Source organism: Actinoplanes sp. NPDC051388 (assembly GCF_055586225.1).
In genome coordinates this window covers 134,460-157,650 of the sequence record NZ_JBVJIP010000015.1, presented here as the reverse complement: position 1 = coordinate 157,650, position 23,191 = coordinate 134,460, and the positions used below count along the sequence as shown (strand labels likewise).

Annotated in this window: 20 protein-coding genes; 2 read left to right on the top strand and 18 right to left on the bottom strand. The window is 70.4% G+C overall.

Annotation, left to right across the window (positions count from 1 at the left end; translation table 11 throughout):
- Positions 1-62: 62 nt before the first annotated feature.
- Positions 63-1,862: a ricin-type beta-trefoil lectin domain protein gene (locus ACZ6TI_RS32965; protein ID WP_465349101.1), complete on the bottom strand. Its 1,800-nt coding sequence runs from the start codon at positions 1,860-1,862 to the stop codon at positions 63-65.
- A gap of 135 nt (positions 1,863-1,997) precedes the next feature.
- Between ACZ6TI_RS32965 and ACZ6TI_RS32960 the strand changes: the two genes are divergently transcribed.
- Positions 1,998-3,005, top strand: coding sequence for a LacI family DNA-binding transcriptional regulator (locus tag ACZ6TI_RS32960; protein ID WP_465349100.1), 1,008 nt, complete (start codon positions 1,998-2,000; stop codon positions 3,003-3,005).
- Between the two features lie 22 nt (positions 3,006-3,027).
- Here the strand turns inward: ACZ6TI_RS32960 and ACZ6TI_RS32955 are convergent, their stop codons facing one another.
- The 17 genes from ACZ6TI_RS32955 to ACZ6TI_RS32875 all read right to left on the bottom strand — a co-directional run bounded on the left by ACZ6TI_RS32955 (position 3,028) and on the right by ACZ6TI_RS32875 (position 22,527).
- On the bottom strand, positions 3,028-3,210 hold the full coding sequence (locus ACZ6TI_RS32955) for a hypothetical protein (protein ID WP_465349099.1): 183 nt from the start codon (positions 3,208-3,210) through the stop codon (positions 3,028-3,030).
- The gene (locus ACZ6TI_RS32950; RefSeq protein ID WP_465349098.1) at positions 3,207-4,715 is read right to left on the bottom strand and encodes a hypothetical protein; all 1,509 of its coding nucleotides are present in this window, start codon (positions 4,713-4,715) and stop codon (positions 3,207-3,209) included. The genes ACZ6TI_RS32955 and ACZ6TI_RS32950 overlap by 4 nt, the downstream gene beginning before the upstream one ends.
- A 24-nt stretch (positions 4,716-4,739) precedes the next feature.
- Positions 4,740-7,169, bottom strand: coding sequence for a GTPase-associated protein 1-related protein (locus tag ACZ6TI_RS32945; RefSeq protein ID WP_465349097.1), 2,430 nt, complete (start codon positions 7,167-7,169; stop codon positions 4,740-4,742).
- The gene (locus ACZ6TI_RS32940) at positions 7,162-8,346 is read right to left on the bottom strand and encodes a TRAFAC clade GTPase domain-containing protein (RefSeq protein WP_465349096.1); all 1,185 of its coding nucleotides are present in this window, start codon (positions 8,344-8,346) and stop codon (positions 7,162-7,164) included. The genes ACZ6TI_RS32945 and ACZ6TI_RS32940 overlap by 8 nt, the downstream gene beginning before the upstream one ends.
- Before the next feature lie 4 nt (positions 8,347-8,350).
- Positions 8,351-10,255 (bottom strand): hypothetical protein, encoded by a 1,905-nt coding sequence (locus tag ACZ6TI_RS32935; protein ID WP_465349095.1) that lies wholly within the window; start codon positions 10,253-10,255, stop codon positions 8,351-8,353.
- A gap of 96 nt (positions 10,256-10,351) precedes the next feature.
- Positions 10,352-12,259: a trypsin-like peptidase domain-containing protein gene (locus ACZ6TI_RS32930; protein ID WP_465349094.1), complete on the bottom strand. Its 1,908-nt coding sequence runs from the start codon at positions 12,257-12,259 to the stop codon at positions 10,352-10,354.
- A complete protein-coding gene (locus ACZ6TI_RS32925; protein ID WP_465349093.1) occupies positions 12,256-12,732 on the bottom strand; it encodes a CU044_2847 family protein in 477 nt (158 codons plus the stop codon). The genes ACZ6TI_RS32930 and ACZ6TI_RS32925 overlap by 4 nt, the downstream gene beginning before the upstream one ends.
- Positions 12,729-13,970: a hypothetical protein gene (locus tag ACZ6TI_RS32920; protein ID WP_465349092.1), complete on the bottom strand. Its 1,242-nt coding sequence runs from the start codon at positions 13,968-13,970 to the stop codon at positions 12,729-12,731. The genes ACZ6TI_RS32925 and ACZ6TI_RS32920 overlap by 4 nt, the downstream gene beginning before the upstream one ends.
- A 206-nt stretch (positions 13,971-14,176) precedes the next feature.
- The gene (locus ACZ6TI_RS32915) at positions 14,177-16,042 is read right to left on the bottom strand and encodes a caspase, EACC1-associated type (RefSeq protein WP_465349091.1); all 1,866 of its coding nucleotides are present in this window, start codon (positions 16,040-16,042) and stop codon (positions 14,177-14,179) included.
- A gap of 49 nt (positions 16,043-16,091) precedes the next feature.
- A complete protein-coding gene (locus tag ACZ6TI_RS32910) occupies positions 16,092-16,412 on the bottom strand; it encodes a response regulator transcription factor (RefSeq protein ID WP_465349090.1) in 321 nt (106 codons plus the stop codon).
- A 38-nt stretch (positions 16,413-16,450) separates the two neighbouring features.
- Positions 16,451-17,368 (bottom strand): glycoside hydrolase family 78 protein, encoded by a 918-nt coding sequence (locus ACZ6TI_RS32905; RefSeq protein WP_465349089.1) that lies wholly within the window; start codon positions 17,366-17,368, stop codon positions 16,451-16,453.
- Complete coding sequence (locus tag ACZ6TI_RS32900) at positions 17,365-18,222, bottom strand: NAD(P)H-dependent oxidoreductase (protein ID WP_465349088.1); 858 nt, start codon at positions 18,220-18,222, stop codon at positions 17,365-17,367. The genes ACZ6TI_RS32905 and ACZ6TI_RS32900 overlap by 4 nt, the downstream gene beginning before the upstream one ends.
- Positions 18,219-18,641 (bottom strand): VOC family protein, encoded by a 423-nt coding sequence (locus tag ACZ6TI_RS32895; RefSeq protein WP_465349087.1) that lies wholly within the window; start codon positions 18,639-18,641, stop codon positions 18,219-18,221. Before ACZ6TI_RS32895 ends, ACZ6TI_RS32900 begins: the two co-directional genes overlap by 4 nt.
- Positions 18,634-19,959 carry an FAD-binding oxidoreductase gene (locus ACZ6TI_RS32890; RefSeq protein ID WP_465349086.1) on the bottom strand — a complete coding sequence of 442 codons (1,326 nt, stop codon included), beginning with the start codon at positions 19,957-19,959 and terminating at the stop codon, positions 18,634-18,636. Before ACZ6TI_RS32890 ends, ACZ6TI_RS32895 begins: the two co-directional genes overlap by 8 nt.
- The gene (locus ACZ6TI_RS32885; RefSeq protein WP_465349085.1) at positions 19,956-20,726 is read right to left on the bottom strand and encodes an SDR family NAD(P)-dependent oxidoreductase; all 771 of its coding nucleotides are present in this window, start codon (positions 20,724-20,726) and stop codon (positions 19,956-19,958) included. The genes ACZ6TI_RS32890 and ACZ6TI_RS32885 overlap by 4 nt, the downstream gene beginning before the upstream one ends.
- On the bottom strand, positions 20,723-21,940 hold the full coding sequence (locus tag ACZ6TI_RS32880) for an FAD-dependent oxidoreductase (protein WP_465349084.1): 1,218 nt from the start codon (positions 21,938-21,940) through the stop codon (positions 20,723-20,725). The genes ACZ6TI_RS32885 and ACZ6TI_RS32880 overlap by 4 nt, the downstream gene beginning before the upstream one ends.
- Before the next feature lie 68 nt (positions 21,941-22,008).
- The gene (locus tag ACZ6TI_RS32875) at positions 22,009-22,527 is read right to left on the bottom strand and encodes a VOC family protein (protein WP_465349083.1); all 519 of its coding nucleotides are present in this window, start codon (positions 22,525-22,527) and stop codon (positions 22,009-22,011) included.
- 29 nt (positions 22,528-22,556) lie between these two features.
- On the opposite strand from ACZ6TI_RS32875, the gene ACZ6TI_RS32870 reads away from it, so the two are divergent.
- A complete protein-coding gene (locus ACZ6TI_RS32870; RefSeq protein ID WP_465349082.1) occupies positions 22,557-23,183 on the top strand; it encodes an MBL fold metallo-hydrolase in 627 nt (208 codons plus the stop codon).
- Positions 23,184-23,191: the final 8 nt, after the last annotated feature.

Below are 23,191 nucleotides of genomic sequence, written 5' to 3'. Positions count from 1 at the left end.
ACCGAAAAATGATCTCCACGGCGCAAGTGGATCGCGCCGTGGAGATCGGATTCAATGGCGGGTCAGGCGGGGACGGTCCACTTCTGGTTGGCGCCGCCCGTGCAGGACCAGATCTGCAGCTTCGCGCCGTTCGCGTTGTTGTTGCCGATCACGTCCAGGCACTTGCCGGAGCCCGCGTTCACCAGGTCTCGGCCCGCGGTCGCCGTCCAGCGCTGGTTCGGGCCGCCGAAGCAGTCCCACAGTTGCACCCGGGTGCCGTCCGCGGTGCCGTTGCCCGTGACGTCCAGGCACTTGCCCTGGGCGCGGATCGTGCCGTCCGTGCCGAGCGTCCACTGCTGGTTGGGGCCGGAGGTGCAGTCCCAGATCTGCGGCAGGTTGCCGTTCGTGGTCGAGCCGTCCGTGACGTCGAGGCAGCGGCCGCCGAGGCCGCTGATCGGGCCGGTGCGGCCGGTCGGCGGCGGGGTGGTGCCGCCGTCGCCGGGCCAGGTGAAGGTGGCCATCGCACCGCCCGGCAGCGAATAGCCGAAGGACGACCCCGCATAGGAGACCTGGAAGTTCTGGGTGCCGCCGGTGTTGACCGCGACCAGCACGATGCCGCCGTCGGGGTTGCGGAAGGCCACGTTCTCGATGCCGCCCTCGCCGAAGCCGGTGGAGTCGATCCGCACCGCGCCGGGCTTCACGAACTTGCTCAGGTGGCCGAGCACATAGTATTCCGCATTGTAGGTGACGCTGCCGCCGTTGGTGGTGACCACGCCCATGCAGTTGGTGCAGCTGCCGATCACCGGGCCGTGGTTGTTGTCCAGCGCCATGTTCCAGGTGGTGACCGTACGCGCCCAGTTCCGCGTCGCGCCGACGGCGAGGTTCCGGCCCTGCCACCGCAGCGAATCCGCGAACGTGTTCCCCGACTCGGTGCCCGAGCACTCGGTGAAGAAGATCTCCTTGCCCGGCTGGGCATTGCGCACAGTGGACTGTCCGCTCGGCTGCCCGCCATAGCAGTGCCACGCCGACCCGACGACGTTGCCGCCCGCACCGTTGTTGACCGCGATCGGGTAGGCCGTGTTGTCCCAGTTGTGGTCGTACCCCAGGATCCTGGTGTTGAGACCGGCGGCGCGGAGCTTGGGCACCAGGTTGTTGATGATCGACACCTGTTGCTGCTGCGACATCAGCATGCCGGGATATCCGGGCGGCGAGAACAGCGGCTCGTTCTGCATGCTCAGGTAGTCGATCGGCACCCCGGCGGCCTGATAGGCCCGCACGAACCGGACCAGATAGTCGGCGTAGACCCCGATGTTGGCGTCGCTGAGCGAGCCGCCGATCAGGTTGTTGTTGGTCTTCATCCAGGCCGGCGCGCTCCACGGCGAGGCCATCACCGAGATCGCCGGGTTGAGGCTCTTCGCCTGCCGGACCAGCGGCAGGATGTACGGCTCGTCGTGCGCGATCGAGAACCGTGCCAGCGTCGGGTCGGCGGCGCCGTCGTCGTAGGTGTAGAACGACCGGGAGAAGTCGGAGGCGCCGATCGGCTGCCGCAGCCAGCTCAGCCCGATGCCGCTGCCGGGGCTGAAGAGCGCGGTCATGATGCTGGTGCGCTGCGACGAGTTGAAGACGTTCCAGGCCGCGGCGTCGGTGAAGGACGCGCCGAAGCCGACCATCGACTGGAATGTGGAGCCGGCGTTGACCGTGATCACCGAGCCACTGCCCGGCGTGCCGAAGTTGACGGCCGCCTTCTGGCTCAGCAGGTTGCCGCGGTCGGGCGTGGTCAGCCACACGTCGGCGCTGGTGGCGGCGAGGGACGGGGTGCTGGTGGCGACGACGAAGCCGGCGCTGAGGACGAGCAGGAGGACGGCGAGCAGACGGCGTTTCACAGGGGATGACCTCCTCGGGGAGGATGAAACACGATGTAACATTTGTGTTACATCAAGGCTTGTTAATAAGACCGCCGTCGCCCTTTCCCGTCAAGACTTCTAGGCTCGGCAGGGTGAAACAGCTGGATGTAACACGTGCCTAGACGACGGTCGGCGGCCGGCTCGGTCCGGGACATCGCGGCGGAGACCGGCGTCTCGATCGCCACCGTGTCCCGGGTCCTCAACGGACACCCGAACGTCGCCGAGCACACCCGCTCGCTGGTGCGGCAGGCGTTCGAGCGGCGCGGCGCCGCGGTGCCCGCCGCCGCGCCCGGCTCCCCCGTGCTGGTCCGCTGTCCCTATGTGCTGACCGACTACTTCGGCGCGATCGTCAGCGCGGTTGCCGAGACGCTCGGCCGCAACGATCTGCCCTGCCTGCTCGACGCGGGCGAGCACGCGCAGGGCGTCTCGGTGCTGCCCGGCCTGCCCGACCGGCACGGTGTCGGCGGCGCGGTGCTGATCCTGCCGCCCGAGTCCGGCGACGAGCTGGTCGCGTTGCGGCGCGGGCAGTTCCCGTTCGTCGTGGTGGATCCGCGCACCCAGCCGCTGCCGGACATCGCCGCGGTCTCGGCCGCGCACACCGCCGGCGCCCGCGCGCTCACCGCGCACCTGGTCGAACTCGGGCATCGCCGGATCGGCGTGATCGGCGGCCCGGACGAGTGGCTGGCCGGCGCCGCCCGCCGGGACGGGCACACCGCGGCGCTCGCCCAGGCCGGCATGATCGCCGACCCGGCGCTGTCGTGCAGCGAGCATCCGACCACCGAGGACGGCCACCGCGCGGCGCTGCGGCTGCTGTCCGGCCCGGACCGGCCGACCGCGATCATCGGCTTCAACGACAAGGTGGCGGTGGGGGTGCTGGAGGCGGCGTGGAGCCTCGGGTTGCGCGTACCGGAAGATTTGTCGGTGGCCGGCTTCGACGACATCGACCTGAGCCGGGCGGTGCGGCCCGCACTGACCACCGTGCGGCAGCCGCTCTCCGAGATGGGCCGCATCGCGGTCGACATCCTGGTGCGGCTGATGTCCGGCCACGCCGTGCAGGCGCTGCACGTGGAGCTCGCGGTCGAGCTCGTGGTGCGCGCGTCGACCGGCCCGCCCGGCCCCTGACTCGGCCGGCCGCGGTGCGCGCCTACCAGGGGAGCATCCCGTCACGTACGCCGCGACACATGTCCACCGCCTGCCCGAACAGCCAGGCCGGCACCTGATGTCGCGCCCCGGCCACCACCAGCCCGGTGGTCGTGGCGGCGAGGAGCAGTGTCAGCAGGAAGCGGAAGGCGCGGTACGAGGGCGGAGCATCGCCGAGGAAGTTCATCGACTCGCCGTCCCGTACACGCTGTGCCTCACCAACCATCGGAAGGGCGCCGCCGGATCGGCGAAATGGCGCGGCACGTGCGCGAAATGGTCTTCTGGCGGCGCGCCATGGAAGAAGTACCGCACCTGGCCGAAGTCTCGATCGGCCGCCAGGATGAGGTTCGCCAGGCCCACCTCGGCGAGCCATGTCCGCGGCTTGGGCGGACCATCAGCGCACAACCCGAGCCGATGCGCGCCCCGGCCGGTCCAGAGGTCGTCCATCTTCGTCACCACGATGGCCAACGAACAGCGCCGGGTGCGAAGTCCCGCGGCCCGGATCTGTTCGACCATCAGCCGGTAGGGCCGTTCGACGTACTCGATCGACACGTGATCGCTCAGCGACTCCATCGGCTCAGCCGTCGACACGGCTGCCCGCACCGCCGGCAGCCCGAACGGGTCGACCGTCAGGACGTGGTTCAGACAGGCGCCGGCCGGGTTGAGCGTGTGGTCGGGCCGCTCCTCGCGCAGGAAGATCTCGCCCGGCGGGTCGAAGACATGGAGAAGGCCCGGCCCGCTGCGCGTGCCGGACAGCGCGGCGATCGCAGGCCGGACCACGCTGATCGGCAGTTTCGGACCGGAGGATCGACGGGCCCCATCCGGCGTAGCCGGGCCGGACAGCACCTCGATCGCTGCCTGCCGGAGCCGAGTCTTGCCGGTGCCCGGTCCACCCGCGACGGCGATCCGATAGCCGGTGCCGGCCCCGGCGTGGTCCGCCAGCGCCGCACCGCATCGAGGGCAGACGGGGGCCAGCCGCCGCGCGGAACGCAACACCGTAGTTGGCATGCGGGCATCGCAGGAGCAGCGCCGGGACCAGATCCCGAGGTTTCCGGGACGGACGTCGTGATGGTGGGTTTCGCATTGCGGACACCGGTAGGCCGGCAGTGGTGTCACCCAGGTGCACCATGAGCAGACCGTGGCGGCCCGGCGCCGCCAGCGGATCGCATGGTCGGCGACCCGGAGCGCAACGATGCCGGTCAGGCCCACCATCCATCCGATCAGAACGATGCCGGCAGTCAGCAGCAGCGCCAGGAGAAGAGCGGCCAACATTCCGGCGATCATGGCCACCAGGAACACGACGGCGCCCGCAACACAAGACCAGAACAGAGGTCCTCGGTCGCTGCGATAGTTCTCCATGGGAGTCGTGATGGCACGCAGCATCCGCATCGCGCCGCGAGCCGGCAACACCAAGGTGTTGCGCACGTCGTATGCGACCTGAGCGGTCAAATAGTGTGGCCAGGCATCGTCCCGGACCGGAAACGGCGCGAACCGCCCGCGGGCGCGTCGCGGGTTGGGTGACGCGTCCGGGACTCCGCCGAGCTCGTTGCCCGAGAGGCCGAGGAAGGCGCCGGCCAGTCCCATCGCCAGGCCGGTCAGCACGCCTGCCGTGACGACCACCAGCAAGATCGGAACCAGGGCGTAGGCGATGAACAGCCAGACCGCGACGATCCCGAGAACGATGACGATCACGACGAGCCACACTGGTCGCACCGACTACTTCCCTGGGTCTCGGAGCCGTTTGAGGCGGTTGCTCAGCGCGCCCTGCGGGCGGGATTTCTGGTCTGCGTAGCGCTGCCAATCTCCCGCCGGAGACGGGTCCATCGGAACCAAGCACTTCAGCACCTCGTGCAGGTCCGATTCGAGGCTGGCAGCCGTCCAAGCGTCCAGACGCCTGCCGCAAGCTTCGTGAAATGCCTGCGCAGCCGGGTATCGCTCGGGTCGGAACCGCTGAAGCAGGGAGAAGACGACCGCCGCTCGGGGCGGCGACCAGCTCGCCGCCCTGGCGTCGTCGGCGCAGCGGATCAGGAAGCGATCTACCAGATCCTGCGGAAGCGCTTCGAGAAGCTCGTGCACGCGGGGTGGACTCAGAACGGCGTGCAGCCGCTCGATAAAAGGGTGAGCGTGCGCCCGGATGAGCCTGGCGTCGCGCTCGACGGTTTCCGGTGCGGGGCACGCAGCGCTGAAGGTTCCCCGCAGCATGTCACGAACCCGCCGATCGCCCGCTTCGAGAGCCTCCACCTGATCGGCGATCGCAAGCACGGTCTCGTTGCCGGGGTCGAAGAGTCCCGATCGCAGGACAATGCCGCACGTTGCCAGGGCCGGCAGCGACAGTGGTTCCCGATCGAGTTCACGGCGCGTCAGGACGGACAGCATCGCAGGGTCGAGCAGAGCGTCGCCGGCGGCGTAATCCGCAGCGGCCCGAAGCTCGTCCAGGGCCGGCGGACGGTCTTGGCTCCACAACCTGTCGGCGACTGCCCGCATCGCCTTCCGGTCGCCCGCGAGATAGCGCGCCTCGGCGGCCCGAAAGTTGGCACGGACGAGCGCGATCCGGTGCTGCGGGGCGCCGTCGCGCATCGCCGCCCAGAGCAGCGCGGCGTCCAGCACGTTCTCCGGGTCGGCGACGAACGGGCCCGGCCGCAGGATCCGCCACCACGTCTGGGCGAGAACCTTTGCCATGGGCTCCTGGGACACGCGTGCCGAGATCGCGTCCTCGAGGAGCACGACGAGCGGCGGATCGGTCCGCCAGGCGGACGATTCATACGGCGCATCGGGGTCGGCCAACCAACTGGCGATGAAGGCGTCGGCCGCGTCCTCGACCTGATCAAGGGAGACAACGATGTCCCAGGCGGTGGCAAGGCTCAGGAGCGTGGCGAAGGCGGCCGGTCGAGCGGTGCGCAGAGCCGCCACGACAGTCTGCTCCGCCACCGCTCGCAGCTTTCCCGAGATCGTCCGCCGCCCCGTGCCGGCCCTCGACGCCGGGCCGGGGCCGGTTGCGGCCTCCCGCACCTCGGCGCGGATCAAAGCCTCGAGGACTGCCTCCCGCTGAGGGCGGTACTCCCCCTCCGTCACGTCGGCCAGCTTGCGCAGGATCTGCACGTCGGAGGCGCTGGACAAGGCACGGACGACCAGCGCCCCGTAGGTCTCCCGCACCTCTCGCGAACCTTGCCCGCGGAGCCAAGCCAGGAGGTCCGGCATCACCTTGCCGGCCGGGACCAGGCCCAGCGTCGCGGCAGTGGCCATCGCGCGCGCCGAGGCGCCGCGGAGGCCGCTCGCGTCGGCCAGATCCACTGCCTCGGCGACGGCATCCGGGTCGGCGGTGCAGAACAGGTCCGCCCAAGCCGCGGCCTCGGCGTCCACCGGCGTCCGGCTCCACCGCGTCCGCTCCAGGTCGAACAGCGCATACCCCTGGTCGTGATCGATGCTGGCCGCGAAGTTGCTCCACCTCGGATGTACGACCACCACCGGAAGCGCGGACCTGCTGGGCTCCATGGTGAAGACCTTGAAGCCGATGTCCAAGGCGCGCCGCTGGGGAAGCAGCAGTGTCGCGGCGGCGAGCATTTGCAGAGCCGCGTCGGCGTCCTCGGTGACGATGGCCACCCGGCGGTGTCCGGCCAGGCTCGGTTCGGTCAGCACCGACACTAGCGCGGCCAGCATCGCGGGACCAGCCGGCCGGGCGACCACGAACGACGCCGCGGCCTGTGGCGTGATTGGCCCTGGCTCCCAGTCCTCCGGCGGCGACTCGGCCTCGGTGGAGGGGAACGATCGGTTCGCCCAGAAGGCGGCCCGCGCCAGCTGCGCTGGACGGACCGGTCCGTACGCAGCCGGCTCGCGGGTGGCAATGGCGTGTGTCAGGTGATTGCCACTCCGCGACCCCTTCACCTCCCGTCCCAGGTAGCGCCCGGTCGCTGTGGCAAACACGTCATCGGCGTGCACGTGAGCGAGGGACAGCGGAAACTCGGTGACCGGGCGCTCCTCCTCCATCAGGCGCTCGGGTGGCTCGTAGAGCAGGTGGCGCCGCACCACGGCTTGCAGATCGGCCGTCATGCCCGGCGTACGCGCCTGGAATTGCATGCCTGCGATGCCGTCCAACCCCTGCCCGACCGCACAGTCCGTGTAGACGGCCGCGTCGAAGGACTCAGGCACGGCCGTTCCTCCTCGGCACGAGTTTGTAGTGGGCTAGCAGCCATACCAGCGGATCCGAGACCCGGATCGGGCGCACCGAATCGGGGTCGAGGCGGCTTTCCGTGTAGTTCGGGCGGGTGCCGAGCGAGGAGACGGCGAAGTAGCGGTAGTTGTGAAAGTTGGCCCTGATCGCACGATCGATGTCGTCGGCCTGGTGGTCCAGGAGCAACTCGCGGACAGAGTCGTGCACCCGCTGACCGGCCTCGGCGTCGTAGATCCCGCCGTCCGGAGCCGGATTGAAGATCGGATGGTTGTCGCCGAGGATGCCGCGCAGCTCGTCGACCTTTGCAAAGACGACAGCGACCGGCAGGTCGAGGCGGTCGCTCACCCCATGCTCCTCACGCAGCACCTCGATCACCTGCTGGATGACGGTGAGGGGCTCGGTCGCCCGTTTGCGTTCCTCGGGCACCTGGATCATGTCGGCCAGTCCCCTGATCGCGAACGGGTCGAGCAGGATGATGAAGGCGTGCACCTTGGCGAGGAACTTGAGATCCGCTATACCGCGGCTCGTACCCAGCGACTCACCGGCGGTATCGAGGAAGGACAGATAGCTGCTCCGGTAGCCCTGGCCGAGGCCCGAGCCGCGGCGTCGCCACTCGAAGAGGAGCGGCTCACTGCGACCGTCGGGCTGCTGGGTGAAACGCGGAAGCCGGCCGTTCTCCATGATCGACGAGATGTGCCGGGCCAGCCAGGAACGCGCCGCGTCACCGTGCACCGTCACGTCGGCCTCGAACCGGCGGCCCAGGGCATTGGTCAGCTGATGTGCCAGCACCGTCAGGTAGACGGTCTTACCGGTCGACACGGCGCCGGCCATCCCGATCACCGGGCTGAAGGAGTCCCGGAAGTTCGACGGGAGCGGCGTGTGGCAGCACGGACACACCTGCTTGCCGGTACGGCCCCCGCAGAACGGACATGCCGCCCGGCGCTGCACCGGCCTTCCGGGAAGCCAGGTCGGCCACCTCTGCGGAACCTGTGGGAACACCGGGTACATCTCGCCCTCGTGGCCGGTTTCGTTCTGCCGATCCTCGTCGATCGCCTTACGACAAGCTTTCCGGCCGGGTGCGTAGTTGCCCGTGCAGGCGAACGACAACTGGCGTCGGTCGATCTCGTGGTAGCAGAACGGACAGATGTCCTGCATCAGTTCACACCTCCCGCCGACTGTTGAAGTTGTCGACGGCGACCTCGCCGCCGTCATCCCATGCCTCGCAGCGGAGGTACCAGGTGCCGCCCTCATGCCTCGGATGGTGCGGCAGCCGCACGGTGACCTCGAACGGCCGGCTCGGAGAGCACTCGACGGACGGATGCTCCCCGACGACGCGATCCTCTTCGATCGGCGTGCCCGCGCGGTGCAACCAGACTCGTACGGAGATGCGGGCGCAATCCTGGTCGGAGGTGAACCGCACCCGCCGTGACGTTCCGCGCAGCGGCCGCCGGGAGATCGTGTAGGTAAGTGTCACTGGCGCCGGTGGAGCTGACGCGGTCCGGTGGGCCGACGGGAGCATGCCCTGCCTTGGCACGTGCAGCTCGGCGACCGCGACCAGAGTCACCGGGCCCGCATCCTGATACTCCACGTAGCCGCCGTTGTCGCGTAGCTGAACGTCGGTGACCGTCTTCGGCACCCGACGACCATTCGTCTCCCAGATCAACTTGGCGACCTGCACCTTCTCCGGCCAGCCCCAGGTCGCTCGCACCCAGGCGCCCACGCGCGTCACCCGCAGATCGACGAGCGCCGGGACGTGTTCCACCTCGGAGTCGATGCCGAAGCACGCCAGGCCGTCGGCGACGGCCACTGGAAGGAGGCGGGAGCGCCCGGGCGGCAACCGATACTCCGCCTTGCCGTCGACCAGGGCGGAGGGAGTCAGCTCGTCACCCAGCTGCGGCAGGAAGCGGTCGGAGCACACCGTCCCGGCGACCTCCGGAGTGCTGTCCCAGGCCCTGAGCAGCCTCTGCCGGACACCCGGTGACATCGGCTCCCATTGTGCCCGGAACACGACCCGGCCATCGCCGTCCGCCACGGTTGCCCCGATCAACGCAGGCCGGGCAGGTGCGGGACGCAGGGTCAGCGCGACGGTGGTCCGCCGACCGATGACCGGGCGCCCGGTCATCCGGTGACGATAGATCGGGACGATGTGATAAGCGACCTCGCCGTAGCCCGGCATGTCGGTGAATTCCGCCGAGCCGTCCGATGTGGCCACCGGCACGCCGTCGTCAGGGCTCAGCGGCTCTCGCCCGGCGGTGCGCCAGATCCGGACGGAGCCGCAGTCGGCGTGCTGCCGCCAACTCCCGCGCACCCGCTTGGGACGTTGAACGTAGACCTCGAACCCCTCGACCGGCGGATCGAACCACACCGTCGCGCGGCCCATCCGGCATGGCTGTCCCGGCAATTCTTCCGCGGTGACGTCGTACCACAGCTGTTCGGCGACGGGCGCATCCTCGTCACGCAGGCGGGTTTCCGTGAGGGATCCAGCGATGATCCGGCGTTCGCCGCTCGCCGCCGCTGTTCGCTCCACCGTGTATCGCGCGGCGCGGGACGAACCCGGCGGCGTCCAGGAGAGATCCACCCCGCTCGCGACGATCTCTACCTTGACCTCGAAGGTGGCCGGTTCCTCCGCCGGCTCGGGCGTGACCGTCGGCCCGCCCGTCACCTCCGATTCGACAGTCGCCTGCGGCTCGGGCGACTCCTCGGCCAGCCCGTTGTCGCCGCCGTCAACGTGCTTCGAACCTACCGTCGCAACTTCCCGCCACCATGCGGCGTCGTCGTATCGCGCGCCCGGTTTCGTGCGAAGCTCGGCGTCCGCCTTGAGCCAACGGCGGCAGATCGCGCGGACGCTGGTCGTGCCGCCCAGAGCCTGGCGTTTCCAGAACGCCACCACGTCCGCGACCCGGCGCAGAACGGCGTCGTCCGTCAGCTGCCCGTCGAGAAAGTCGCCGAGGTCATACCGAATGCTCAGGGGCGCGTCGGCGACGGCCCCGGCGCGCCGCAGATAAGGGCGAATTACTCGCTCCGTGTAGGCGGCGGCGCTCCACGCCGATTCCTGCTCCGGCACCCCGCCCCCTCTGCCACCCGGCTCGCGACACACTCTTTCAGTGACGAAGCTATCGGCCCAGAGTGACGACTGCCATAGCCTGACGTCTATCCACCATCACGTCAGCGCGAGGAGCCGGATTACCGGCGTGACCGTCGGGTCGTTTCCGTCAGAGATCTCACGGAGTTGAGTGGCCGCGGTGGCACCGGCGTCCACAGCGATCATGAGATTTCCGATCGCGTTCCGGATCTCCGGCAGACGAGCCGTGACCTCGATCGGCGTCATCTCGAGCACGGTCCAACCGGCCATCCGCTGGTGGCGGAGGAATGCGCCCAGCGCCTCACCCGCCTCGGCACGAGTCAGATACATGATGTCGAAGCCGGCGCCGGCCGCCCATTCGCGCAGGCGAAGAACCATCGCGTCGGTGGTGCTCCGGCCGCCGTGCTCGGGGCGCAGAGGCGTTTCGTGATCGGCGAACTCGATCGCGTCGAACACCGGGAGGGTCGGCAACCCGCCGGCCTCCCAGGCCTGCCTGGCAGCGACTGCGGCCGGGATGACGGATTGGCCGTCCATGGCGACGAAGCCGACGCAGCGTCCGGCACAGATCACCGGCGACCCGGCGATCGCCGAGATCACATCTGGGTCGAGCCAGTACCGGCCGCGGCGATCGTGGCTGCCACGTACCGTTCCCCGCGCCGTCGCCAGCCCGGCGCCCACCCCTGGTTCCGCCCGCAAGACCTCGCACCTCGCCGCGGCGCCTCGGCAGACGAGGCGGCCCCATCGCAGTGGCTCCGCGGTGGGCTCCCGACGCCGCAGGCTCAACACGGCGACATCGCCGTCCGGGACGGCCAGGACATCCGCGGTGAGCGGGCCGCCGCGCCCGGAGCTGAGCCTGATCTGGCTCTGCCACACCACCCCTTGTGGCACGAAGACGGTGCCCGGATCGACGAGAAATCCGACGACCGGGACCTCAACTCCCAGTTGCTCCACCACCAGGGCCCGCTGGACGAGCGGGTCTGCCGCGGCGTCCGCCCCTGGCTCGGGCGGCGGCTCCGGGTCGGACGGCATCACCTTCGTGCCGGCGCGTTCGATGACGTCGATGACGGTCTGGACGTCCGGGTCACGACTGTCGGCGGCGTCCTCCTCCGGCGTTGCCTTGACAAGTCCGGAGTAGAGCCAGCAGCTTCCCCATTCTCGCGCCTCCGCCGTGCCGAGCCAGGTCAGCAGGCCCGCCACGTGATAGTTCATCTCTCTTTCCGACTCCGCGCTCGTGGTGAGCACCAACGCTTCCACCAAGGCCATGAGGGAATGGAGATGGTCCGGCAGCCTAGGAACCCCGCGCCGCAGCGCGGACCCGATCTGCTGGATCTTCGTCGCCGGGAGACTGGACGCGGCCACGGCGCGGCGCAGCTGACGATAGGCGTCCGGTGCGAGCAGGCCGAGCTTGATCAGGTCGCCGACCTTCGGACAATGCCGCATCAAGGTCGCGACCGGCACCATGACGCCGACCCGGTCCTCCGGCGCCGCGGCTTTGACCATGCCCACCACCTGGCCGGAGCCCTCCAGATATGCCGCTGCCCCGCTGAAACCCTGCTGTAGCCAAGGACCTAAGTCGCTGTCGGCGTCGATCTGGACGTTGTCGCCGATGCGGCGCGACGGCTTCGCGGAGAACGCGGCGTTCACCCCGCTTGCGGCGTACTTCTCGGGAAACCCATAGGCGTTGAGTCCCACCTGCGGGAAGACGCTGAGTGCCTCGAGAGGCGCGAAGAGGGCCGGCTGGACACCGGCCGGCTCGGACAGTTCCAGCACCGCCAGGTCGCCGGCCTCAGCTGTCTCCGACCACCACGGACCGGACGTGATCACTGTCGCCTTGAATGATCGTGCGCCGTAGTCGAGGGCCACCAGCGTCTCCGATCGACCTCGCACCACGTGCGCGCAGGTCAGCACATGTCGATCATCGACCAGGAACCCGCTGCCACGGGCACCGGGCAGCTCGATCCGCGCCTGCCACGCCATCTCGTTCATTCGTCGTCTTGGTCTCCGGCGGGGTTCGAAACACCGGACCACGACATCCGTACGATCATGTGGCCCTCGGCCGCGGTCTTGGCGAACACCGCCGCGCTCGCCTCGGCCTTGAACTTGACGCCGAACTCGAGCTCGACATGGTCCGGGCCCGCCTCGCGAAAGGTGTCGATCGCCTTCACGGCCATCGCCCGCACCTCGGCCAATGATCGCTCCAACGTCTCCTGAGCTCTGAGAACGGTGCCGTCGAACTTGACGTCGGCGAAGCCGCCCGGCGAGTCCACCTCGATGAACACGGCCATCCCGTCGGCAGCTTCCATGCGCATCAATTGGTTCGTCACGTGATTCCCCCGGTCAGACGCCCATGGGATCGAGCATCGCTGATCCGCTTCGGAGGCGCTATCGACTTTCTGTCCATTGCCGAGTGCAAAGGGTGTCGGCACGTCAGGTGCGACGCCACCAGCCCATTGACTCACACCTTCGTCTTGAAATATGCCGCGCAGGTGCGGTTGACCCGGCTGAACTTCTGCCCGAACGCCTTCTGGGCGGCTGCGTCGTAGCCCTTGTTGTCACGCACCAGCAGCTTGAAGAACGTGAACGCCTTCCGCTCGCCGAACCTGTCGACCATGCAGCTGAAGCCGAGGTGGCCATATCCGTAGAGGCGGCTGACGTCGGTGCGCGAGGACTTGTCGCTGAGCGGCGGCAGCGCCATGTCGGCCGGCGGTGTGCCCAGCGAGCTCAGGCCGCCGTGGATGCTCGGGCCGTAGGCGATGTATTCCGCGATGCCCTCCTGCAGCCACAGGTTGACCGGGAAGATCGCGTCGGCGATGCGGTCGATGCCGGCCAGCGTGACCACGTGGCCGAACTCGTGCTGGATGACGCCGAGCGAATCGCCGTCGGGGACCTTGACGGTGTCCAGCACGACGTCGTTGGCGAGCAGGCCGACCGTCGTGGTGTAACCCGCCGTCCAGTCCGGCTGCTCCCCGCTGTACCAGGTCTTCCACTCCTTCTCCCCGGCCAGGAAGAGGTAGTAGCGCTCGGGCCGGGTGCCGAGCATCGCGGCGTAGCGGTCCGCGGCGACGGCCGCCTTCTCCGCGTCGGCGAGCGCGCCCGGCAGCTTGTCCCGCAGGCTCGGCGGCGCGCCCACGACGACCCGCTCGCCGGCGGCCAGAACCAGGTCGCCGTTCTGCCACGGCCGCGGGCGGTCGCCCTGGGTGACATCGACGATCCGGTACGCGCCGCCGCGCAGGTCCAGCGTGATCGTCTGATCGATGGTGGCCAGCAGCTGATGCAGGTTCTGTCGCGCATCACCCTGCGGGCACGGCTTGCGGGTGAGGCAGTAGACGACCCGCACCGACGCGCTGATCTCGCTCCGCCCGAAGTTCTCCAGCGGATCGGCGCCGGGGTCGTATCGCCACGCGGTCACGCCGAGCGTGCGCATCGTCCGATAGAGGTTCGTGTAGTAGGCCACGAGCGTCTCGTTCTTCGGGTCGACGGCCGCCAGCCAGCCCTTCTCGTCGCCCGCGAGCAGCGCGGCGGCATGATCGGCCAGCACCTTGCGAGCAGCCGGCCACGAGGCCATGTTCTGGTTGTCCACCACCCACTGGTCGACCTTGGCCGCCTCTTCGGCGCTCTTGGTGGCGACATACCAGTTCCGGAAGACCACGCCGCCGGCACACAGCAGCGCGACCACCGAGATGATGCTGGCGATCACCCAGGCCTTGCGCGACGACCTCCGAGGCGCCCCTTCCGGCGAGGGCGAGTCAGGCGGGGGCGCGGCAGACGGGGGCGCGGCAGACGGGGGCGCGGCAGACGGGGGCGGCACCGTGAAGTCGCCCGGCGCCTGCCAGGGTGAATGGTCCGGATAACTCACCCGCGGAGGATAGGACCCGGCCCGCCCCGCGCGCTGCCCCGTCCGGCTCAGCGCAGCATCTTGGCAGCCCTGCCGGTGGCAAGATCCCAGACCCGGACCGTACGGTCGTAGCTCCCGCTCGCCAGCAGTTTCCCGGCGGGGCTGAACTCCACACTGTGCACGGTGTCGGTGTGGCCTTCGAGAGTCGTGACGTTCGAGCCGCCGGGCAGCTCCCACAGCCGCACCGAAGTCTGGGCGGTCGTGGCGAGCGTGCGGCCGTCCGGGCTGAACGCCACATCCTCGATGCCGAACTCGCCGACTCGGAGGTTCTTAGTCATCGTCCGGGCCGCGACGTCCCACAGGCCGACGTTGCCCTCGCTGTCGCCGATGGCGAGAGTGCGGCCGTCCGGGCTGAAGTCCAAACTCTTCGCGAAACCTTCGTTCAGCTCCAGAACGGCAGTGCTCTTCGCGCCGGCCGGGTCCCAGAGCCGGACAGCGCCATCGCTCGCGCCGGACGCGATGGTCTTGCCGTCCGGGCTGAACGCGACACTCCAGACGCTTCCCGTGTGACCGCGAAGAACGCTGCTTTCCTTCGTCTTCGGGTCCCACACCCGGATCGTGTCGTCGTAGCTCGCCGTGGCGAGGGAGGTGCCGTCCGGGCTGAAGGCGACATCCTCGATCAGGTCGGTGTGCCCGGTGAGGACGGACACGTCGCCGGTCGCCGCGGTCCACACCCGGGCCGTCCGGTCACCGCCCGCGCTGGCGAGCAACCCGCCCCCGAGGTTGAACGCGACGCTTTCGACGTTCTGGGTGTGTCCGGTCAGGGGCGTGATCTTGCCCGTCGCCGGCTCCCACAGCTTGAGGACACCGTTGTTCGCGCCGACCGCCACCGTGGCACCGTCGGGGCTGAACGCCACGCTGTTGACCCCCGGCAGCGTCGCCTCGGTCGCGGCCGGGCCGGGCCGGTACCGCACCGCGAAGATGACGCCGGCGGCCACCAGGACCAGCGCCGTAGCGATGATCAGGAGGCGTTGCCGCGACATCCACCGACCCGTAACGGCCGCCTCCGGAGCCGGGGTCACGACTCGCGCCGGCGGCTGCGGGCGTGAAGCCGGCGGCTCGGCCGGCGCCTCCGAAGCCGCGTCTTCTGGGATGGGCTCGGCACGATGGCGTGGGTTGCGGGCGATGTAGATCTCGCCGCGACGCCCGAACTCCCACTTGCTCGGGGTCTGGCGCGGCGAGCGGTCCCGCACCCGGTCGTGGACGTAGTCGTAGAGCTCGCCGAGGGCGATCCGCCCGTCGTCGTCGCGGTCCGCCTCGCCGGTGCGGATGCCCTCGACCAGGGCGCCGGTGAAGGCGGACGGCGTGATCGACGCGTCGGCCGAGAGTCGCTCGCCCTCGAACGCGTACTCGACGGCCGTGGAGGCGGTGATCACCACCCGGCCCCGGCCCTCGTCGAGGGACGTCTGCCGGAATTGGTCGCCCACGTCGACCGTGGCGCCGGCCCGCGCGACGACGCCCCGCTCGAACGCCCCGCCATAGCAACAGTCGAGCAGCAGGACCACGCGCTCGGCACGGCTGCGCTGCATGACCCGGTTGATCCAGACCGCCTCGACCGCGGTGGAGGCGAGCCGGTCGGGAATCGTGTTGGTTGCCGCGAGATAGAGCTCGCCCACCGGGTCCTTCAGGCCGTGGCCGGAGAAATGCAGCAGCACGAGGTCGGTGGACCGCCGGTCGGCGAGAAGTTCCTCGATCCGCTCGTGCGCCGCCGAGGAGGTCGGGTTGTGCAGCGTGCTGACGTCGAAGGCGCCGATCTCGGCGTCGCCCAGCACCTCGGCCAGCGCCTCCGCGTCGACGAGCGGTGAGGCCAGCTGGTCGAGCGCGCCGCTGTCGTACCGATCGACGGCGATGATCAGGGCAAGGCGGTTGGTCACTCCGCCTACCTTCGCAGAGCGTGCCGATCACCGCAGTCAGCAGGGCGACTCAGGTCGCGCTCAGGTGCGCCAGCACGGCGCGGACGCGGCGGTGATCGTCCTCGCCGTCCGGCAGGTCCAGCTTGCCGAGCAGGTGCCGCAGGTGCGCCTCCACCGTGCGCTCGCTCAGCCAGAGGCGCTTCGCGATGCCGGTGTTGGTGAGGCCCTCGGCCATCAGCCGCAGCACCTCGCGTTCCCGCTCGGTCAGCGCCGCGAGCGGGCCGTCGCCGCCGTGCCCGGCCAGCAGCGTGGCCACCACCTGCGGATCCAGGGCCGACCCGCCGCGGGCCACCCGCTCGGCCGCGGACCGGAAGTCGCCGACGTCCAGCACCCGGTCCTTGAGCAGGTAGCCGAAGCCGGGCAGCGCGATCAGGTCGGCCGGTGCGCGTGGTCAGCGTCGTGCCCGCGCCCGGCGGGCTCTCGATCCGCAGCACGCCGCCGAGCGCGGCGACCCGGTCGGCCAGCCCGCTGAGGCCCGAGCCGGGGGTCGGCGCCGCGCCGCCGACGCCGTCGTCGCGGACCACCACGACGAGCCGGCCGTCCGCGCGCTCGGCGCCGAGCGAGATCGCGCCGGCCCGGGCGTGCCTGACCGCGTTGGTGAACCCCTCGCTTTGCCCGGCGATCAGGTCGGCCGATGTGAGGTGCCCCCGCGCGCACTTCCACGGCCCGAGTTCGCCGGCGTCGAGCTGGGCCAGCACCGCGACGGTCGTCCCCCTGCTCGGCCGAGCGCAGCGCGCCGGTCTGACCGCGCCACCAGCCGTCGGAGAGCACGATCGCGAGCACGTTCTCGCCGTCTCTCGTCTGAGCCGAGATGTCGTAGGTCTGCACCTGCAGCCGCGAGTCGTACTGCGTGAAGCCGGGCGTCAGCTCCGCGTCGCCGACCCGTTCGCCGTTGAGGAACGCCTCATAGATCCCGTGCGCGGTGACATGGAGCCGGCTCGGGTCGCCGGTGAACGTGGTCCGCAGCAGCGGCGCGGACGGCTCGACCCAGCGGGCGGTCCACTCCACCAGGCCCATCTCGAACCAGCCCGGCGCCGACCAGTCGCTCTCCCCCTGATCGGTCCACACCTTCACCTGCCAGGTGACGCGCTCACCCGACCGCAGCGCCGGCCCTCGGTAATCGATCAGCAGGCAGCGATCATCGGCGACCTGTCCGGTGTCCCAGCCGTTGCTCGTCCGGATCCGGTAGGCCTTCTGCTCGGCGGTGCGCCAGGAGAGCCGCGGCACCGAGGTGAGGGTGCTCAGCGGGTGGTCCAGGTGCTCGACCCGGAGGCCGTGCGGGGTCATGGCCGCGACACGTTCCCGAACGTGCCGAACTCCTCGGCGCGGGCGTCGATGTCGGCCCGCACCTTGGCATGCGCGGCCGCCGTCTCCTGAATCTCGCGGGCGTGCGCGCGCTTCTCGGCCATCGAGATGACCGACGAGTCGAGGTCGGTCCAGCGGATCGCGCCGCCCGCCGCCAACTCCCCCGCGCTGCCACACGTCGCGCACGTGACGCTGGTGCCGTGGAGTTCCACGACGTTGAGGTGGCACCTCGGGCACAGTCCGGGCTCGCCCAGATAGCGCACGTCGTCGAACGCCACGCCCAGCTGGGACGCCACGTTGCGGCCGAGCGCAGCCGCGCGCTCCAGGGCGGCGTCGTCCAGCAGGATCGACCGGGGCGTGCCGGCGCCGCCGAAGGCGACCTGGTCGACCACCGCCATGTGCATGGAGAACGCGGTGGTGTGCAGCAGCGGCAGGGCGAGCGTCTTCCACTGCGGGGTGAGCGAGCCGCCGACCGCGAGGAAGCCGGCCACCCGGGGCTTGAGCACCCGCTCGTCCACCCGGAACGGGACGGCCGGCTCGGTGCCGCCGCGGCGCACCGCGACGAGGTGCTCGATGATGGCGGCGTCCGCGTTCGGCCCGAGCAGGAAGTCGATCACCGACTTGAGGCGGGCGGCGATCGTGCGGGTCATGATCGGCGTGCTGACGATCAGGCCGTCGCACTCGACCAGCCGCTCCCACAGCCACCACAGGTCGTCGTCGGTGGTGAGGTCGGTCAGCCGGACCAGTCGCGCGTCGCCGGCCGCCCGCAGCGCCGCGGTCAGCAGGATCTCGGCACTGCCGCCGGGCTGCCCGCAGCCCAGACCCAGGACGTTCATCGGGTTCCTCCCCGGGACAGCAGTTCCACCAGGTTGCCTTCCGGATCGGCGACGAAGGCCATGCGTACGCCCGGCTCCGGCGACGGCCGCGGCGACAGCACCGGGCGCGCGCCCAGCCCGACGATCCGGTCGAAGGTGGCGTCCAGGTCGGCGACGTCGAAGGCGATGTGCCCGAAGGACTCGGCGAGCGCCGCCTCGCCGGGATCCGAGGCGCGCAGTCCCGGCCGGGATCCCGGGCGGTGCAACAGTTCCAGGCGATCCCCGTGCGTCTCGTGGATCAGCATCACGATGTCCAGGTCGATCGGCTCGACCCGCAGGTCCAGCTCGTGGGTGTAGCCGAGCGCGTCGCAATACCACTTCGCGGCGGCGGCGAGATCCCGCACGGAGAGCCCGGCATGGTCCAGGCGCGCCTCAGCCATGGACGTTCAGCCCCTCCCGGTCGGCGGTCAGATAGGACGCGAAGACCCCGTCCGGATCCCGCCGCGCACGGATCTCCTCGAGCCGGCGGTAGTTCGCCTCGGACAGGAACCGATCCTGCCGCCGGGTGAAGTCGGTGTCACCCAGATAGACGCCGGCGCCGTGCCGCGCGATGTCCGCGGTCCGCTCGTGCACCCAGGTCCGATACCGCTCGTCGTCCGCGGCGTCGGCATAGATCGCATAGGTGGCGATGTACACGTTGCCCTGCACCGAGAACGCCATGTCGGGCAGCTCGCGGTCGGGCGCCCAGCCGTACCAGATGGAGAAGGAGTGCCGGGTGTCCAGTTCGCTCCAGAGCTTGCTGAGCAACGGTTCCAGCGTCTCGGCCGGCGCGTCGGTCCAGGTGCAGTCGACGGCGTAGCGGTATCCGTCCGGGTTTTGCTCGGCCTGCGCCACGCACTCCTCGGCCAGCGAGGTCGGCCCGGTGACGTGGCCGAGCTCCCGGCCGGCGAGCGGCCCGCCGGCGAAGACGCTGAGCATCTCGGCGGCTTCCCGGTCGGAGTCCGCCAGCACGGTGGTGTGCAGCAGCAGGGTCGGCTCGCCGGGGATCCGGGTCGCCGCGATGACCGGCTCGATCCGGCGGTCCAGGTCCGGCAGTAGCTCGTGCAGCCAGCCCAGCAGGACGGCGGCGTCGTCCGGGCGGAACATCCAGGTGTCGTGCCACATCACCGCGGGCGCCTGGTAGGTCTGCAGGTGGAACGCGGTCACGATGCCCGGGAAGCCGGGCCCGGCGCCGCGGGCCGCCCAGTAGAGGTCGCTGTTCTGGGACGCGTCGGCGCGGACCAACGAGCCGTCCGCGGTGACCACGTCGACCGCCACCACGCTCTCGCAGGCCCAGCCCATCTGGCGGCCGTTCCAGCCCTGGCCGCCCTGCAGCAGGAAACCGCCGATGCCGACCCCCGGGCAGTGGCCGACCGGGAACGCCCGGCCGTGCGACTCGAGAAACGGGGACAGGTCGAGGCCACCGCGCGCCGCCGGACCGGCCGTGACCACACCGGTCGCCCCGTCATAGGCAAGGCCGTTCAGGTTGGCCAGGTCGATCAGCAGCGCGTCGTCCCGCAGACTCCAGGCCGCCCAGGAATGCCCGCCGGACCGGACGCTGACCGGCTTCCCCTCGGCCCGCGCCCAGCTGACCCCCGCCGCGACCTCGTCGGCATCGGCGGCGAGCAGGACGGCCGCCGGGTAGCGGTCCGGGCGGCGGGCGTTGAAGATCCGCCCGACCCGGGCCTCCTCGTACGCGGCATCCCCACGGAAAATCATCCGACGGCCGCCGCGCCGCCGTCGACCGGGATGTTGGCGCCGGTCACGTGCGAGGCCTCCGCGCTCGCCAGGAAGAGGATCGCGTTGGCGACGTCCTCGGGCTGACCCCACTTGCGCAGCGGCACGGCATTGCGGATCGCCTCGGCCGGGCCGTCCGGGTCGGTCAGCGTCGGACGGGTCTGCGGCGTCTCGGTCATCGCCGGGCTGACCGCGTTGACCCGGATCCCCTTCGGCCCGCCCTCGACCGCCAGCTGGTAGGTCAGGGCGAGCACGCCGCCCTTGGCCGCGCCGTGCGCATTCTGCGGCATGAAGAACGCGCCACGCGAGCCGGAGATCGAGCCGATGTTGACGATCGAACCGCCGCCGCGCCGGACCAGGTGTGGCCAGGCGGCCCGGATGACTAGGAAGACGATGTCCAGCTCGTGCCGGATGGTGAACGACCAGTCGTCGAACGACAGCTCGTCGATCGCGCCGAACCGGATCGCCGATGCGTTGTTCACCAGCACGTCGATGCCGCCGGCCAGCACGGCGGCGGTGGCCACGAAGTGCCGCGCGCCCTCCTCGGTGGCGAGGTCGACCGGCGCGACGGTGTCGGTGCGCCCGCCGGCCCTGCGGATCAGCTCGGCGGTCTCCTCGGCGGCGTCCGCGTCGAGGTCGCAGCCGATCAGGTGGGCGCCCTCACGCGCGCAGACCAGCGCGGTGGCGCGGCCGATGCCACCACCGGTGCCGGTAACGAGGACGGCCAGACCGGCCAGCCGGCCGGTCATCCGGCGTCGGACGACTTCTGCAGGGCGCCGCCGCCGAAGTTCTTGTCGTGGTCCAGCGTCATCGCGTGGAACGGGTACGCCACCGCGCGCATGTCCCGCTCGTACTCGCCGATCGCGATGACCACGTCGACGTCCTCGCGGCTGAGCTGCTCGACCAGGTGCTCGGCGTCGCGCAGGGCCAGGTTGGCGCCCATGCCGATGGTCGGCAGCATGGCGTGCGCGGCGTCGCCGACCAGCGTCACCCGCGACGGCGTCCAGGTCTCGGCCGGGATGATGAACCCGAACGGAATCATGAAGATCGACTCGAGGTCCATCCGGCCGACGATCTCGGCGGCGGCCGGGTGCCAGTTCGCCACCGCGCGCTGCATCGAGTCGCGCATCAGCCGCGGGGTGTCGGCGGTCCACTCGGCCGACGGCGGCACCTCGGTGCCCGGCGCGACGCTGCAGGACACCATCAGATATGCCCCGACCGGGTCCAGCGTGACGTCCGGCGCGATCTCCTTCGGCGCCTCGTGCACCGGCTGCCGCGGGTCGAAGACGCCCACCAGCATCCGGCTGCCGGCCCGGTCGACGGCGATCACGACGCCGTCCATCAGGCTGGCCGGCACGATCTCACGCAGCTCCGGGGTGAGCGGCACGCGCCCGTAGACACCGATGCCCTGCACGCCGATCGGGATGATCGGCACGTCGGGCAGCTTCTGCGCCCGCACCGCGGACCGGATGCCGTCGGCGCCGACCAGCACGTCGCCGCGGACCGTGCGGCCGTCGGCCAGCGTGGCGGTCACCCCGTCGGCGTCCTCGGTGTAGCCGGTGACTGCGGCGCCGACCCGCAGGGCGTCGCCGAGGCGGGCGCTGAGGATCTGGCGAAGCGTGCGGCGGTGCACGCCGGTGTGCGGCGTGTCGCCCTTGTTCGGCGGGCCGAGGTGCGGCTGCGAGCTGAGCTCACCGAAGTGGTCGTGCAGGACGATCGACTCCTGCCGGTCATAGGTGGTGCGAGAGGTCGCCTGGTAGAGCGCGAACAGGTCGTCCGGCAGCACACTGCGCAGCGCCTCGCCGCCGAACGCGTTCATGTGCAGGTAGTAACCCTGCTTGCGGTTGAGGTCGCGGTCGCGCTCGAAGACCTCGACGGTGTGCCCGTTCTTCACCAGGCCCTGTGCGAGCGCGAGGCCGGACAGCCCGCCTCCAGCGATCAGCACGTGCAGCGGACGGGTCACGGCGGCCCCCCAACTTTCATCAGGCGATAACGTGTTTCAGCTTCATGACGACTGTAACGAGAGACGTGTCACAGGTCCAGCATCAGATCGCGGCCGTCCCAGTCCTGCGCCGCGGCGGAGAGCCGGCCGTGCATCCCGAGGATGGGCGGACCGGCCCGGTGCAGCTCGATCGGGTGCGGGAAGAGCGCGCCGCCGTCGTACCAGGCCACGTGCACGGCGCCGGTGATCGCCTCGTGGATCGGCTTGCAGCCGGCGGCTTCCAGCCGGGCGCCCTCGGCCGCCAGGTCGTCGGTCACCCACGAGACGTGCCCGATCCGGTCGAAATCCATCCGGTACGCCGCGGCCAGCCCGGCGTCGATCGAGTGCACCTCGGCCAGCTCGAGGACGATCGGTCCCCAGGCGGCGAAGGCGGCGGTGTGGTCGAAGAACGCCGGGTCGCCGATCTCGGTGCCGTCCGCCATCCGGAAGGTATCGAAGGCGACGTGCCGGTGTACCAGGAACGGCCCGATCCCGAGCGTGCGGACCGCCTTCTCGATGGCCGCCCGGAGATCCGGGACCCAGTAACCGATGTGGTGAAGCCCGTTCATCGCGCACCTTCCGCAGTAGGGTGGCCGCCATGAAGCTGACGCACCTGGGACACGCGTGCCTGCTGGTGGAGACCGACGTCCGGCTGCTGATCGACCCGGGCACGATGTCGGACTTCGCCACCCTCACCGACCTGGACGCCGTGCTGGTCACCCATCAGCACCCCGACCACGTCGACGCCCAGCGGGTGGACGCGCTGCTGGCCGCCAATCCCGGCGCCCGCCTCGTGGTGGACCCGGACTCGGCCGGCGCGGTCGAGGGCCTGCCGGGTCTCGAGGTGGCCCGGCCGGGCGAGCGGCTGACCTTCGGCGGCACCACGGTCGACGTGCACGGCGGCATGCACGCGGCGGTCTACGGCCCGATCCCGGGCTGCACCAACAACGCCTATCTGGTGGACGACGGCGCGTTCTTCCACCCGGGTGACTCGTTCGCCACGCCACCCGGCGACGTGGACGTGCTCGCGGTGGCCATCGACGGGCCGTGGCTCAAGCTGGCCGAGGCGGTCGACTACGTGACGGCGGTCGGCCCGCGGGTGGCGGTGCCGATGCACGAGGGCGAGACCGTCGACCCGGGCAAGTACGCGGGCATGCTGGGCGCGTTCACCCCCGACGCCATCGAGGTGCGCCGCCTGACCCGGGGCGAGCCCACCGGCCCCTAACCCCACAA